Source organism: Klenkia terrae, from assembly GCF_900491935.1.
In the GTDB taxonomy this organism is placed as follows: domain Bacteria; phylum Actinomycetota; class Actinomycetes; order Mycobacteriales; family Geodermatophilaceae; genus Klenkia; species Klenkia terrae.
This window is the reverse complement of sequence record NZ_UEXK01000004.1, coordinates 2,865,780-2,878,984: the sequence shown is the minus strand read 5'-3', so window position 1 is coordinate 2,878,984 and position 13,205 is coordinate 2,865,780. Positions and strand designations below refer to the sequence as shown.

17 protein-coding genes and 1 tRNA gene are annotated in these 13,205 nt (G+C 74.5%); 10 read left to right on the top strand and 8 right to left on the bottom strand.

Annotation, left to right across the window (positions count from 1 at the left end; genetic code table 11):
- Window positions 1-26 precede the first annotated feature (26 nt).
- From LFA75_RS14470 to nth, 4 genes are read right to left on the bottom strand one after another with little or no spacing between them, the layout of a single operon-like run.
- On the bottom strand, window positions 27-287 hold the full coding sequence (locus tag LFA75_RS14470; protein ID WP_225234320.1) for a hypothetical protein: 261 nt from the start codon (window positions 285-287) through the stop codon (window positions 27-29).
- Entirely contained in the window at window positions 284-1,033 is a 750-nt protein-coding gene (locus tag LFA75_RS14465; protein WP_225234319.1) for an NUDIX hydrolase, read from the bottom strand. The genes LFA75_RS14470 and LFA75_RS14465 overlap by 4 nt, the downstream gene beginning before the upstream one ends.
- Window positions 1,030-1,623, bottom strand: a complete 594-nt coding sequence (locus tag LFA75_RS14460; RefSeq protein ID WP_225234318.1) for a TlpA family protein disulfide reductase — start codon at window positions 1,621-1,623, stop codon at window positions 1,030-1,032. Before LFA75_RS14460 ends, LFA75_RS14465 begins: the two co-directional genes overlap by 4 nt.
- Window positions 1,620-2,399 (bottom strand): endonuclease III, encoded by a 780-nt coding sequence (nth, locus tag LFA75_RS14455; RefSeq protein ID WP_225234317.1) that lies wholly within the window; start codon window positions 2,397-2,399, stop codon window positions 1,620-1,622. Before nth ends, LFA75_RS14460 begins: the two co-directional genes overlap by 4 nt.
- 139 nt (window positions 2,400-2,538) lie before the next feature.
- Between nth and LFA75_RS14450 the strand changes: the two genes are divergently transcribed.
- Both LFA75_RS14450 and LFA75_RS14445 read left to right on the top strand, forming a co-directional pair.
- The gene (locus tag LFA75_RS14450) at window positions 2,539-2,796 is read left to right on the top strand and encodes a hypothetical protein (protein ID WP_225234316.1); all 258 of its coding nucleotides are present in this window, start codon (window positions 2,539-2,541) and stop codon (window positions 2,794-2,796) included.
- Between the two features lie 126 nt (window positions 2,797-2,922).
- Window positions 2,923-3,597: a Crp/Fnr family transcriptional regulator gene (locus tag LFA75_RS14445; RefSeq protein WP_225234315.1), complete on the top strand. Its 675-nt coding sequence runs from the start codon at window positions 2,923-2,925 to the stop codon at window positions 3,595-3,597.
- 61 nt (window positions 3,598-3,658) lie between these two features.
- Here the strand turns inward: LFA75_RS14445 and LFA75_RS14440 are convergent, their stop codons facing one another.
- Genes LFA75_RS14440 through LFA75_RS14430 form a run of 3 tightly spaced genes read right to left on the bottom strand, consistent with a single transcriptional unit; the run spans window position 3,659 to window position 5,099 of the window.
- Window positions 3,659-4,444: an NUDIX hydrolase gene (locus tag LFA75_RS14440; RefSeq protein ID WP_225234314.1), complete on the bottom strand. Its 786-nt coding sequence runs from the start codon at window positions 4,442-4,444 to the stop codon at window positions 3,659-3,661.
- Window positions 4,441-4,935, bottom strand: a complete 495-nt coding sequence (locus LFA75_RS14435; RefSeq protein ID WP_225234313.1) for a RidA family protein — start codon at window positions 4,933-4,935, stop codon at window positions 4,441-4,443. The genes LFA75_RS14440 and LFA75_RS14435 overlap by 4 nt, the downstream gene beginning before the upstream one ends.
- Window positions 4,932-5,099, bottom strand: a complete 168-nt coding sequence (locus LFA75_RS14430) for a DUF4177 domain-containing protein (protein ID WP_225234312.1) — start codon at window positions 5,097-5,099, stop codon at window positions 4,932-4,934. The genes LFA75_RS14435 and LFA75_RS14430 overlap by 4 nt, the downstream gene beginning before the upstream one ends.
- Before the next feature lie 120 nt (window positions 5,100-5,219).
- Between LFA75_RS14430 and LFA75_RS14425 the strand changes: the two genes are divergently transcribed.
- Together LFA75_RS14425 and LFA75_RS14420 are read left to right on the top strand one after the other, a co-directional pair.
- A complete protein-coding gene (locus LFA75_RS14425) occupies window positions 5,220-6,194 on the top strand; it encodes an ArsA-related P-loop ATPase (protein WP_225234311.1) in 975 nt (324 codons plus the stop codon).
- A complete protein-coding gene (locus LFA75_RS14420; RefSeq protein WP_225234310.1) occupies window positions 6,191-7,372 on the top strand; it encodes an ArsA family ATPase in 1,182 nt (393 codons plus the stop codon). Before LFA75_RS14425 ends, LFA75_RS14420 begins: the two co-directional genes overlap by 4 nt.
- 219 nt (window positions 7,373-7,591) lie before the next feature.
- Here LFA75_RS14420 and LFA75_RS14415 read toward each other — a convergent pair whose 3' ends face one another.
- The gene (locus tag LFA75_RS14415) at window positions 7,592-8,044 is read right to left on the bottom strand and encodes a GatB/YqeY domain-containing protein (RefSeq protein ID WP_225234309.1); all 453 of its coding nucleotides are present in this window, start codon (window positions 8,042-8,044) and stop codon (window positions 7,592-7,594) included.
- A gap of 52 nt (window positions 8,045-8,096) precedes the next feature.
- On the opposite strand from LFA75_RS14415, the gene LFA75_RS14410 reads away from it, so the two are divergent.
- From LFA75_RS14410 to LFA75_RS14385, 6 genes are all read left to right on the top strand, one after another.
- Window positions 8,097-9,032, top strand: a complete 936-nt coding sequence (locus LFA75_RS14410; RefSeq protein WP_225234308.1) for a metallophosphoesterase — start codon at window positions 8,097-8,099, stop codon at window positions 9,030-9,032.
- 16 nt (window positions 9,033-9,048) lie between these two features.
- Window positions 9,049-9,125 (top strand) — tRNA-Pro (locus LFA75_RS14405).
- 58 nt (window positions 9,126-9,183) lie between these two features.
- Window positions 9,184-9,588 (top strand): hypothetical protein, encoded by a 405-nt coding sequence (locus LFA75_RS14400; protein WP_225234307.1) that lies wholly within the window; start codon window positions 9,184-9,186, stop codon window positions 9,586-9,588.
- 1 nt (window position 9,589) lies between these two features.
- Complete coding sequence (locus LFA75_RS14395; RefSeq protein ID WP_225234306.1) at window positions 9,590-10,906, top strand: glutathionylspermidine synthase family protein; 1,317 nt, start codon at window positions 9,590-9,592, stop codon at window positions 10,904-10,906.
- Window positions 10,906-11,784, top strand: coding sequence for a DUF350 domain-containing protein (locus tag LFA75_RS14390; protein WP_225234305.1), 879 nt, complete (start codon window positions 10,906-10,908; stop codon window positions 11,782-11,784). Before LFA75_RS14395 ends, LFA75_RS14390 begins: the two co-directional genes overlap by 1 nt.
- A 37-nt stretch (window positions 11,785-11,821) precedes the next feature.
- A complete protein-coding gene (locus LFA75_RS14385) occupies window positions 11,822-13,171 on the top strand; it encodes an amidase family protein (RefSeq protein ID WP_225234304.1) in 1,350 nt (449 codons plus the stop codon).
- Window positions 13,172-13,205 lie beyond the last annotated feature (34 nt).

Sequence of the window (13,205 nt, the reverse complement as noted above, 5' to 3'; positions counted from 1 at the left end):
CGCCGTCGGGAACGTGGCCGGCCCCGTCACGACCATCGTCCCGACCTGGCCAGCGCGGTGTGGGACGTGCACTCGGACGGGTTGGTGCCCGGCTCGGTCACGGTCGTCTCGCTCTGGCCCGGCGCCAGCAGCGGCATGCAGGTCAGCTGGCTGGCCGTGTTGGTGACGGTCGACCGGACCTGGTCCGGCGCCACGGTGGAGGTGTCGGGGCTCAAGACGTGGTCGTCGCCCGTCTCCGGGGTGATGTCCTGGACGGTCACCAGGACCCGTGCACGGTTCGACGTCATCGCCCAGGGACCGTACGCGGCACAGCTGGGGACGACGGCTCCTCGGCCACCGTCGGCGCGGCGCGGTCGGCGGGGTCCTCGGCGACCTCGGCCGTGCCCCGCACCCGCTCCTGCTCGGCGGCCAGGTCGCGGACGTCCCGGGTGTCCCAGGGCCGGGCCACCCCGGCGGCGGTGAGGACGGCGTCCAGCACACCGGCGGTGAACCCCCAGACGACCAGCCCGGCGACCTCGAAGGCCGGCCCGGTGTAGCCCGAGGGGTGCCGCACCCGGAACCGGCGGGCCGGGTCGACCAGCTCGGCCAGCGGGACCCGGACCACCTGGGCCACCTCGAACGGGTCGCCGGTGACGGTCTGCCGCGCGTCGTCCCACCAGCCGACGACGGGGACCACCAGGTTGTCGCTGGGGCCCAGGAACAGCTCGGGCAGCGTGCCCAGCACCCGCACCGAGGCCGGTTCGACCCCGGCCTCCTCCCAGGCCTCGCGCAGCGCCGTGGCCACCGGGTAGTCCTCCCCCGGTTCGGCACCGCCGCCGGGGAACGCGGGTTGACCGGCGTGCGTGCGCAGGCGGGCCGACTTCTCGATCAGCAGGACATCGTGGCCGCGCTCGGTCTCGCCGAAGAGCACCAGCACCGCCGAGCGCCGCGCGGTGTCGGTGGCGTCGCCCATCCGGTGCCGCAGCGGCAGCGCGTCGGCCGACGCCAGCAGCGCCCGCACGTGCTCCGGGACGCCGGTCAGGTCCGTCGTCACAGGGTCACGCCCAGGTGGTCGGCCACCAGCTGCCGGAGCTCGTCGTAGGAGGACACCGCGCCTGCCTCCGTGTACGCCAGGGTGCCGTCGGCGGCGACGAAGAAGGTGAAGGGCGCCCCGCGGCGGCCCAGGTCGGAGAGCAACTCGTCCTGCTGGTCGAAGGCGTTCGGGAAGGTCACCCCGGCGTCGGCGGCGAAGGAGTCGGCCGCGCCCAGGGTGTCGGTCGTGACCACGCCGAGCACCTGCACCTCCTCCCCCGCGGCGTCGGCGAGCTCCTGGACCAGCGGGAGCTCCTCGCGGCACGGGCCGCACCAGGAACCCCACACGTTGATCACGGTGGGTACGCCCGGGGCCCGGGACAGGTCCAGGCTGCCGCCGCCGATGCACTCGAAGGTCAGCGCGGGCAGCGCGTCGGTGGCCTGCACCGTGTCCCCGGTCTGCTCCGGGCACGGCTGCAGCGCCGTGTCGACGTCCTGCACCCCGGTCTCGGCCGGGCCCGTGGCCTGCGCGCCGTCGTCGGACGACGACCCCGAGGTGCAGCCGGCGAGCAGTGCCGCGGCGGCCACCAGCGCGACCAGCAGCCGCTTCACAGCGTGTCCGAGGCGGCCGGGCTCTTCACCAGCTTCGCGGCCACCAGCGGGTCGATCGGACCCGTGCCGAAGGACGGGCACGCGCGGGCCAGGCCGCACGCCCCGCACGCCGGCTTCTTGGCGTGGCAGACCCGCCGGCCGTGGAAGATGACCCGGTGGGAGAAGTCGGTCCACTCCTTCTTCGGGATCAGCACGGCGACCTCGGTCTCGACCTTGACCGGGTCCTCCTCGGCGGTCCAGCCGAACCGGCGCACCAGGCGGCCGAAGTGGGTGTCCACGGTCAGCCCGGGCACCCCGAAGGCATTGCCCAGCACGACGTTGGCGGTCTTGCGGCCCACGCCGGGCAGGGTCACCAGGTCCTCCAGCCGCCCGGGCACCTCGCCGTCGAACTGCTCGACCAGCGCGCGGCCCAGACCGAGCACCGAGTTGGCCTTGGCCCGGAAGAAGCCGGTCGGCCGCAGGATCGTCTCGAGCTCGTCGCGGTCGGCGCCGGCGTAGGCAGCCGCCGTGGGGTAGCGGGCGAAGAGCGTGGGCGTGACCGTGTTGACCGTCCGGTCGGTGGTCTGCGCGGACAGCACCGTGGCCACCAGCAGCTCCAGCGGCGTCGTGAAGTCCAGCTCGCAGTGCGCATCGGGGTGGATCAGGGCCAGGTCGCGCGCCATCCGCCGGGCCCGCCGGGTCCGCCCCAGCGGGGTCTCGCCGGTGTCGGACGGCGGGAGGCCCAGCCGGACCGCGCGGGCCGGGCGGAGGGGGGTGGACGGAGCTGGTGCGGACACGCGCTCGAGGGTAGGCGGGGGCACCGACAGGCCCGACCTGTCATGCTCGTCCCGCCCGGCACATTCGTCACAGCACGTGTCGGGTCAGCCGCAGCCGGGCATGCCCGGCCCGTCGCCACGTCGTCCGAGGAGGTCACCGGTGGTCGCCCTCGTCGTCATCCTGTTCCCCCCGATGGTCATCGCGTTCCTGCTGATCATGGAGCGCGTCGAGGAGCCGCTGCGCCGGCCGACGTCCCAGCGCCAGGTCGAGGAGTTCCTGGCCTCGGCGACCCCCGGGGACGTCGACGAGCTGGCCCACTCGGGCATCCGCCGGGCCATGGACCGCTGGCGTCGCCGGCGGGCCGGCCGGACGGTCCGCGGCACCGAGGCGATGACCGCCCACCGCTCGGGCGACTGACCCCACCCCACCCTTCGTGGGCACCGTCGTGACGCTCCGCACGGTGAGTACGGCCACAGGCCCTAGACTGCCTCCGGACGTGGGTGATCACTGCACCCGCCACGACGTCGTACGAGAGGTGCACTGGTGGACGAGGTCCTTGCCCAGTCCGGTCTGTTCCAGGGGCTGTCGCCGGAAGCCGCGGAGCCCACGGCGAGCGGCCTGGAGACGGTCAACCTGCCCCGCGGGCGGGTGGTCTTCAACGAGGGCGAGCCCGGTGACAGCCTGTACGTGGTGCTGTCCGGGAAGATCAAGCTCTCCCGCCGCTCCCCCGACGGCCGCGAGAACGTGCTGGCCGTGATGGGTCCCTCCGACCAGTTCGGCGAGCTCTCGGTCTTCGACCCCGGCCCCCGCACGGCCACCGCCACCGCGGTGACCGACGTGCGGCTGGCCAAGATGCCCCAGCAGATGCTGCGGCCGTGGATCGAGGCGCACCCCGAGGTGGGCGAGCGGCTCCTCCAGGTGCTGGCCCGCCGGCTGCGGCGCACCAACGACTCGGTCGCCGACCTCATCTTCACCGACGTCCCCGGCCGCGTGGCCAAGGCGCTGCTGCAGATGGCCGACCGCTTCGGCTCCCGCGAGACCGACGGCCTGCGGGTCAAGCACGACCTGACCCAGGAGGAGCTGGCCCAGCTCGTCGGCGCCTCCCGCGAGACGGTGAACAAGGCGCTGGCCGACTTCGTGCACCGCGGCTGGATCCAGCTGCAGGGCAAGTCCGTCGTCGTCCTCGACGAGGAGCGGCTGCGCCGCCGCGCGCGCTGACCTGACCACCACGAGGGGCCCGGGACCACTGGTCCCGGGCCCCTTCGTGCGTCCGGCGCGTTCAGCGCGGGAGCGGCACGACCAGGCGGATCCGCGTGCCGTCGGGCAGCACGGCCCAGCGCTGACCGGTGCCGTCGTCCTCGAACGTGGGGCTGATCGGGCGCAGCGGCTCCGGTGGCGACCCGGCCAGGGCCGACGCGACGTCCGGGAAGGCCGCCAGCTGGCCCAGGGTGTGGATGGTGGGCGGCAGCATCGGCCGGTCGCCCGACCGCATCTCCGCCAGCGCGCCCTCCGCCGTCGACCAGCCGGCCTCGTCGGCCTCACCGGAGACGTCCTGCGCCTCCTGGCCGACCGGCAGGGCCGCGGCGAAGAACTTGGTGTCGTAGCGCCGGGGCTCCTCCGGCGGGGTGATCCAGTGCGCGAAGGGCCGCAGCAGGTCCGAGCGCAGGGCGAGCCCACGGGCGGCGAGCAGCTCCGACAGCGCCAGGTCCCGGGTCAGCAGGGCCCGTCGCTGGGTCTCCCACTCGGCTCCGGAGACGTCGGGCACCACCCCGCCCGCGGCCGGGCCGGCCAGCAGGACCCCGGCCTCCTCGAAGGTCTCCCGGACGGCGGCGCAGACGAGCTGGCGGGCGGTCGGGACGTCGCAGGCCCAGGTGGCGGCCCACTCCTCGGGGCCCGGGCCGACCCAGTCGAGGTCGGTGTCGCCGTCGCGGGGGTCCCCGCCACCGCCGATGTAGGCGGTCATGCCCCCGGCGAACGGCATGCCCTTCGTGCGGCGCTGCAGGTGCACCTCGAGCCCGGACGGTCCGTCCCGCAGGAGCAGGACCGTCGCCGCCTGCCGGATCACCTCAGCTCGACGGTGAGCTCGACCTCGACGGGTGCGCCCAGGGGCAGCTCGGCCACCCCGACGGCGGAGCGGGCGTGCTCGCCGGCCTTGCCGAAGATCTTGCCGATCAGCTCGGAGGCACCGTTGATCACCCGGGGCTGGCCGGTGAAGCCCTCGGCCGAGGCGACGTAGCCGACGACCCGTACGACCCGGGCGACCGAGTCCAGGCCCACCAGGTCGTCGACCGCGGCGAGGGCGTTGAGCGCGCACACCTTGGCGTCGTGCGCGGCGTCCTCGGCCTCGACCGAGCCGCCGACCTTGCCGGTGCGGCGCAGCCCGCCGTCGACGAAGGGCAGCTGGCCGCTGGTCATCACCAGGTTCCCGGTGCGGACGGCGGGGACGTAGGAGGCGACCGGTGCGGCCACCGGCGGGAGCCGCAGCCCCAGCTCGGCCAGCCGGGCGTGCCAGCTCGGCGCCTGGGTGTCCGCGGCGCCGGGCAGGCCCGAGGTCACGCCGAGGGCCGCTTCAGGTAGGCCACCAGCTGCTCGCCGCCGCCCGGCCCGGGCAGCACCGTGACCAGCTCCCAGCCGTCGACCCCCCAGGAGTCGAGGATGGCCTTGGTGTTGTGGGTCAGCAGCGGGATGGTCGCGTACTCCCAGGTGGTCCGTGTGCTCATGCCGCGCGACGCTAGCGCCCCCGCGGGTGGCGTGCTGGGACGGCCCCGCCGCGGGGGCCCCGCCGTGAGCTGGCGGACAGCGGGGAGCGGGCGGGTGCTCCTGCTCCTAGGCTCAGATGCGTGACGTCCGATCCCCCTCCCGTGCGCTGCCACATCGTCACGGGCAAGGGGGGCACCGGGAAGACGACGGTCGCCGCCGCCCTGGCCCTCGCCCTCGCCGCCGACGGGCACACCACGCTGCTGGTGGAGACCGAGGGCAGGCAGGGCATCGCCCAGCTGTTCGACACCCCGCCGCTGCCCTACGAGGAGCGCCGGGTCGCCGTCGCCCGCGGCGGCGGCGAGGTCAAGGCGCTGGCCATCGACCTCGACGAGGCGCTGCTGGAGTACCTCGAGCTCTTCTACTCGATGAAGCGGGCCGGCCGGGCGCTGCGCAAGATGGGCGCGATCGACTTCGCCACCACCATCGCCCCGGGCCTGCGCGACGTGCTGCTCACCGGCAAGGTCAAGGAGGCCGTGACCCGCCGGGTCGACGGCAAGCGGGTGTACGACGCGGTCGTCGTCGACGCACCGCCGACGGGCCGGATCACCCGGTTCCTCAACGTCACCGACGAGGTGGCGGGCCTGGCCCGGTCCGGGCCGATCAAGACCCAGAGCGACGGCGTCATGGCCGTGCTCCGGTCACCGCAGACCAAGGTGCACCTGGTCACCCTGCTCGAGGAGATGCCCGTGCAGGAGACCGCCGACGCGATCGCCGAGCTGGAGGCCACCGGCCTCCCCGTCGGGTCGGTGCTGGTCAACATGGCCACCGAGCCGCTGCTGCCCGCCTCCAGCCTGGCCCGCGCCGCCGACGGCCGTCTCACCGCGGCCGAGCTGGCCCCGGCGCTGGCCGCCGGCGGGCTGCCGGCCGACCCCGCCATCGCCGCCGGTCTGGTCGAGGAGGCCGTGGAGCACGCCCGTCGCTGGCGCTCCCAGGACGCGCTGCGCGGCCGGGTCGCGGAGCTGGGCCGCCCCACCACCGAGCTGCCGCTGCTGACCGGCCCGGTCGACTTGGGCGCCCTGCACGAGCTGGCCGACCGCCTGGAGGTGCTCCGGTGACCTCTCCCGCCCTGGACCTGGACGCCCTCGTCCGCGACCCGGCCACCCGCATCGTCGTGTGCTGCGGCGCCGGCGGGGTCGGCAAGACCACGACGTCGGCCGCGCTCGGGCTCGCCGCGGCCGCCGCCGGCCGCTCGGTCGTGGTGCTCACCATCGACCCGGCCCGCCGCCTGGCCCAGTCGCTGGGCCTGGAGGAGCTGGACAACGAACCGCGCCGCATCGAGACCGGTGGCCCCGGCGAGCTGCACGCGATGATGCTGGACATGAAGCGCACGTTCGACGACGTCGTCGTGGCGCACTCCACCCCCGAGCGGGCCGAGCAGGTGCTGGCCAACCCGTTCTACCAAGCCCTGTCCTCCTCCTTCGGCGGCACGCAGGAGTACATGGCCATGGAGAAGCTGGGCCAGCTGCGGGCGCGCGACGAGTGGGACCTGGTCATCGTGGACACCCCGCCGTCCCGCTCGGCGCTGGACTTCCTGGACGCCCCCGACCGGCTCGCCCGGTTCCTGGACGGGACGATGATCCGCCTGCTGACCGCACCGGCCCGGGCCGGCGGCCGCGCCGGGCTGCGCATGGTGAGCGCCGGCTTCGGCCTGTTCAGCCGGATCATCTCCAAGATCCTGGGCGGGCAGCTGCTGGGCGACATCGCCACCTTCATCGCCGCGCTGGACTCGATGTTCGGCGGCTTCCGCGAGCGGGCCACGGCGACCTACGAACTGCTCAAGCAGCCCGGCACGGCGTTCGTCGTGGTGGCCACCCCCGAGCCCGACGCGCTCCGGGAGGCCTCCTACTTCGTGGACCGGCTGTCCGCCGAGGGCATGCCGCTGGCCGGGCTGGTGCTCAACCGCACGCACCCGCCGGCGACGACCGCGCTGAGCGCCACCCGCGCCGAGGCCGCCGCCGAGGCGGTCGCCGAGGCCGGCGGCAAGGGCGCGAAGCTGGCCGCCGGGGCGCTGCGCGTGCACGCCGAGCGCATGGCGCAGGCCTCCCGCGAGCAGCGGCTGGCCGACCGGTTCGCCCAGGCGCACGCCGGCGTCGCCGTCCGCACGGTGCCGGCCGCGGCCGGGGACGTGCACGACCTGGCCGACCTCGAGGTGATGGCCGCCGCGCTCACCGCCGACGACGCCGACACCGGGACCGGCACTCCCCGCTCCCGCATCCTCCCGCAGCGCCGCTGACCCCCGGCTGGGACGGGTGGGGCGGGGCACCCGCNCCCCGTTGGTGTCCGGTGCGTTCGGGTCGACCGGCCCCGGCACCGGCCCCGGTCGACCCGAACGCACCGGACACCAACGGGGACGGCCAGCCCGGCTGACCGGGCCCCGCGCAGGGGCAACCGCACGACACGGCGAGGGCCGGTCGACCACCAGGTCGACCGGCCCTCGCGGCGTCCGCAGACGTCAGCCCAGCTGGCGGCGGACCTCCGCGGCGACCCGGCCGCCGTCGGCCCGGCCGGCCACCTCGGCATTGGCCCGGCCCATGACCTTGCCCATGTCGCCCATGCCGCTGGCCCCGGTCGCCGCGACCACCCCGGCGACCAGCGCGACCAGGTCCTCGTCGGTCAGCTGCGCCGGCAGGTACCCGGCCAGGACCTCGCCCTCGGCCTGCTCCCGGGCGGCCTGCTCAGCGCGCCTGGCGCCGCCGAACGCCTCGGCGGCCTCGCGGCGCTTCTTGGCCTCCCGGCGCAGCACGGCCTGCACCTCGTCGTCGGAGAGCTCGCGGGCCTGCTTGCCCGACACCTCCTCGGCGGTGACGGCGGCCAGCACCATCCGCAGCGTGGCGGGGGGCAGCTCGTCGCGGGCCTTCATGGCCGGGGGGAGGGCGGCGCGGAGCTTCTGCTTGAGGTCGGACATGGACCGAAGCCTGTCACGCCCGGCGAACGGGTTCCCGTCCTAAGCTCCCCCGGTGCGTCCCGCCCTCGCCGTCCCAGCCGCCGTCGTCGGAGCCGGCCTCGCCACCGTCGGCTACGCCAGCCTGGTCGAGCGGGTGCACTGGACCCTGCGCCGGTTCACCGTGCCGGTGCTGCCCGAGGGCCAGCGGCCGCTGACCGTGCTGCACCTGTCCGACCTGCACATGACCGCGGGGCAGACCTCCAAGCGCGACTGGGTGGCCGCCCTCGACGCGCTGGCCCCCGACCTGGTGGTGAACACCGGCGACAACCTGGCCGGCCACGACACCGTGCCGATCGTGCTGGCCGCCCAGGAGCCGCTGCTGGACCGGCCCGGCCTGTTCTGCCTGGCCAGCAACGACTACTACGCCCCCCGCCCGAAGAACCCGCTGAAGTACTTCAAGTCCGACCACAAGCGGGTGCACGGCGACGAGCTGCCCTGGCGCGACCTCCGGGACGGGATGCTGGGGCGGGGCTGGGCCGACGTCACCAACGGGACGGCGGTGGTCGAGGTCGACGGCCGCCGGATCGCCGTCCGCGGCGTGGACGACCCGCACCTGCAGCGCGACGACTACGACGCCGTCGCCGGCCCGACCGACGCCGGGGCCGACCTGCGGCTGGGCCTGGTGCACTCCCCCGAGCCCCGGGTGCTCGACCGCTTCGCCGCCGACGGGCACGACCTGGTGCTGTCCGGCCACACCCACGGCGGCCAGCTGCGGGTGCCGTTCTACGGCGCGCTGGTGACCAACTGCGGCATCCCCCGGGACAAGGCGCGCTGGCTGCACCGCTGGTCACCGCCCGGTCCGGCGGCCAACGGCACCTGGCTGCACGTGTCGGCCGGCCTGGGCACCAGCCCGTACGCGCCCTACCGGTTGTGCTGCCCGCCCGAGGCCACCCTGCTCACGCTGGTTCCCCGGGACACCGCCGTCGGCACCGCGGGGAGCGTGCGTTAAGCTCATCGACGGCTCTCGGGGTGTGGCGCAGCTTGGTAGCGCGCGTCGTTCGGGACGACGAGGCCGCAGGTTCAAATCCTGTCACCCCGACCACCACGCAGAGGCCCGTCCCGCCAGGGACGGGCCTCTGTGCGTGTGCCATGATCCCGCCGTGAACAGCGCCTCCGGCCTGCGCCGGGTCCCGGCCCTGACCGCCGCGATGGTCATCGCCTTCACCGCCTCGGGCTGCTCCAGCGGTGAGGACGAGGTCGCCTACTGCGTGGACCAGTCCAACCAGGTCGTGGACGACGACTACTGCGACTCCGGGTACAACGGCGGCGGGGGCTACTTCATCTGGCTGGGCTCCCCCGGCCGGACGCTGTCCCGCGGCGCCACCGTCCCCTCGGGTGGCCAGACGATCAACCCGGGCGACAGCTCGGCGCGCAGCGGCGCGGGCCTGCCCGGCTCGGGCAGCTACACCAGCGGCAGCGGGGGCAGCCGGTCCGGCGGCTTCGGCACGAGCATCGACAGCGGGGGCGGCAGCAGCGGCGGCGGCTTCGGCTCGTCGGGCAGCTGACGTGCGTCGCGTCCACGACGGCGTCGTCCGGCCGGGCTGGCAGGAGACGGTCACCGCCCAGGGCCTGACCTACTGGGAGACCGAGCTGCCCGACGGCAGCACGACCAGCTACTGGCGCGAGGGCCAGTTCTACGACTTCACGGCCGTGGAGGTCGCCCAGCTGGAGCGCGACGCCGCGACCCTGTTCGAGATGTGCGTCGAGGCCGGGGACCACATGGTCGCCCACCCCGAGCTGATGCTGAAGATGGGCATCCCCGAGTACACCCACGGCCAGGTGGTCGGCACCTGGAACGACGAGCCCTCCAAGCAGAGCGTGTTCGGCCGGTTCGACGTCCGGTACGGCGGGGACAGCCGGCAGTCCCGCCTGGACCCGACGCTGCGCCGCCCGCAGCTGCTGGAGTTCAACGCCGACACCCCGACGTCGCTGCCGGAGTCGGCCTACGTGCAGTGGGAGTGGTTCAGGGAGACCGGCCAGGGCAGCGACCAGTGGAACTCGATCTTCGAGCGGCTCACCCGCGCCTGGGAGCGCAACCTCGGGCTGATCGAGAAGGGGCTGCGCAAGGACCCCGTCGTCTACTTCGCCTGCGACGGCGCCGACCGGTCCGGCGAGGACCTGTTCAACACGTTCCTCATGCGCGATGCCTGCACCCAGGTGACCGACGGCGGCCGCCCCCGGTACAAGACCCGGTCGATCATGATGAACCAGATCACCCTGGACGAGGCGACCGGCGGGTTCTTCGAGGGCGACCCGGCCGACGGCCGGCACCTGGACGTGCTGTTCAAGCTCTACCCGTGGGAGTGGCTGGTCCACGACGACTTCGGCCGGGCCGCCTTCGCCGACATGGACCGCCCCGGCGGCACCGTGTGGATCGAGGCGCCCTACAAGATGCTGTGGAGCAACAAGGGCCTGCTGCCGGTGCTGTGGCAGCTGTTCGGCACCGACCCCGCGCGCAGCCCGCTGATCCTGCCGGCCTACTTCGAGGACGACGACGTCCCCGGCTGGATGCAGGAGTCGCACGTGCGCAAGCCGTTGCTGTCCCGCGAGGGCGCCAACATCACCATCTACGAGGACGGCGCCACGATCGCCTCGACCGGTGGCGGCTACGGCGAGGAGGGCTACGTGCTGCAGTCCTACGCGCCGCTGCCGGACTTCCCCGGCCCCGACGGGTCGCACCACCCGGTGCTGGGCCTGTGGATGGTCGACGGCGAGCCCGCCGGGATGGGCATCCGGGAGAGCCCGGGCCTGATCACCGACAACCAGAGCTACTTCGTGCCGCACGTGGTCGGCCACGGCAGCCCCACCCAGCAGGGAGCCTGATGTTCCTCGACACCGCCCGCGACTACCTGGCCAACTGGCCGATCGCCGCGCTCCAGGTCGTCGTCGTCGCCGCGTTCGTCGCCGCGTTCTGGTACCTGGTGAACGCGCTGACCTCCTTCGACGACAACGCCGAGATCATCACCCGCGGCAACGCCGGCTACATGATCCAGCGGCTGAGCCTGTCGGCCGCGCTCGTCGTGGGCATGCTCAACTCGCTGGAGTACCGGTACGACGAGATCGGCTGGAGCGCGCTGACCAACCTGCTCCTCGAGGGCGCCTGGGTGTTCGTGGCCCTGCTGGTCGCCCGGGTGGTCGTGGACAAGGTCGTCCTGCTGCGGGTGGACAACGTGGCCGCCATGCGGGAGGGCAACGTGGCGATCGGCGTCGTCGAGGCCGGCTTCTACCTGGGCCTGGGGCTGATCCTCAACGGGTCGCTGATCGGCAGCTCGCCGGACTGGCAGACCGGGCTGGCCAGCACGGTGGTCTTCGCCGTCCTCGGCCTGCTCGTGGTGATCGGGGTGTACTTCCTGCACGACCTGGTCACCCACGGGCTCGTCCGCCGCGGCATCGCCGCCGGGTCGCTGCCGGCCGCGTTCGAGATCGGCGGCATCCTCGTCGCGGTCTCCCTCGTCGTCCGGGTCGGCGTGGCCGGGGACTTCACCGGGTGGGGTGCCGGGCTGGCCGCCTTCGCCGCCACCGCCGTCATCGCGGTGGTGACGCTCTACCTGTTCCGGTTCCTGGTGGACCTGGTCATCCTGCGCGGGGTCACGGTCGCCTCGATCCAGCGCGAGGGCCAGGTGGTCGCCGCCGGGCTGATGTCCGGGCTGTTCGTCGTCATCGCCCTGCCGGTCGCCACGGTGGTCGCCGCACAGCTCTGACCTGCCGCCCCGGAACCGGATCGGTACGGTCGCGGACATGGCACGGCTGGATCGTCTGGACATCTCCCGCGCCCGCGGCGGCACCGCCGCCGAGCGGCTCACCGACGCCGCGGCCCGGGCGCACGCGGTCGACCACCTCGGCACCTTCCTGGCCGTCGTGGACCCCGAGCGGGTCGACCCCGGCCTGGCGCCCGAGGGGGCGCTGGCCGGTGTGCCGATCGCGGTGAAGGACAACATCGACACCGTGGACCTGCCGACCAGCGGCGGCACCTCCGCCCTGCACGGCTCCCGGCCGGGCCGCGACCACCACGCCGTCGCCCGGCTGCGGGGAGCCGGGGCCACCGTGGTCGGCAAGACCAACCTGCACGAGCTGGCCTTCGGCATCACCAGCAACAACGCCGCCTACGGCCCGGTCCGCAACCCGCACGACCCCACCCGCTCGGCCGGCGGCTCCTCCGGCGGGTCCGCGGTGGCGGTGGCCACCGGGGTGGTGCCGGTCGCGCTGGGCACCGACACCGGCGGCTCGCTGCGGGTGCCGGCCGCGCACTGCGGCATCGTGGGCTACCGGCCCACCGTCGGCCGCTGGGGTGGCGCCGACGGGTTGGTCGGGCTGTCCAGCACCCGGGACACCGTGGGCGCCCTGGCCAGCACGGTCGCCGACGTCGTCCTGCTCGACCAGGTCGTCGCCGGTGCCGCGCCCGCCACCGTGCCGCACGCCCGCATGCTGCGGCTGGGGGTCCCGCTGCCCGGCTTCTTCGACGGGCTGGCCAAGGACGTCGCCGACGCCGTCGGCCGGGCCCTGGACACCCTGGTCGCCGCCGGGGTCGACCTGGTCGAGGTCGACGTGGTGGCCGCGCACGAGCTCGACGCCCGCTGCGGGTTCCCGATCGTGTTCCACGAGGTGCTGCGGACCCTGCCGGCCTACCTCGGCAGCCTGGACGCCGGGCCCACCTTCGAGGAGCTGGTCGCCGGGGTGGCCAGCCCCGACGTCCGCGGCGCCCTGGAGCACGCGATCGGCGACCCGGTGTCGGGGGTGGCCTACGCGGAGTGCCTGCAGCTGCGCGAGGAGCTGCGCGCGGCCTACGCCGCCGCGCACGAGCTGGACGGCGGGGGCCGGCTGGACGCCCTGGTCTACCCGACCGTGCCGTTGACCGCCCCGCCGCTGGGCGACGACGACACCACCGACCTCGACGGCGAGCAGGTGCCCGTCTTCGGCACCACGATCCAGAACACCGGACCGGGGTCCACCGCCGGCATGCCGGCGGTCTCGCTGCCCTGCGGCACCACCCCGGCCGGCCTGCCGGTGGGCCTGTCGCTGGAGACGCTGCCCGGCACCGACGCCCAGCTGCTCGCGGTGGCCCGGCGGGTGGAGCAACTGCTGTCCTGAGGACCACACCCGTCCGACGAGCGGTTGTGCTCCG

Excerpts from the sequence above, each read along its gene's own strand:
- LFA75_RS14470 (WP_225234320.1), bottom strand. The coding sequence starts at position 287 with ATGACGTCGAACCGTGCACGGGTCCTGGTGACCGTCCAGGACATCACC.
- LFA75_RS14430 (WP_225234312.1), bottom strand. The coding sequence starts at position 5,099 with ATGAGCACACGGACCACCTGGGAGTACGCGACCATCCCGCTGCTGACC.
- LFA75_RS14415 (WP_225234309.1), bottom strand. The coding sequence starts at position 8,044 with ATGTCCGACCTCAAGCAGAAGCTCCGCGCCGCCCTCCCCCCGGCCATG.
- LFA75_RS14390 (WP_225234305.1), top strand. The coding sequence starts at position 10,906 with ATGTTCCTCGACACCGCCCGCGACTACCTGGCCAACTGGCCGATCGCC.
- LFA75_RS14385 (WP_225234304.1), top strand. The coding sequence starts at position 11,822 with ATGGCACGGCTGGATCGTCTGGACATCTCCCGCGCCCGCGGCGGCACC.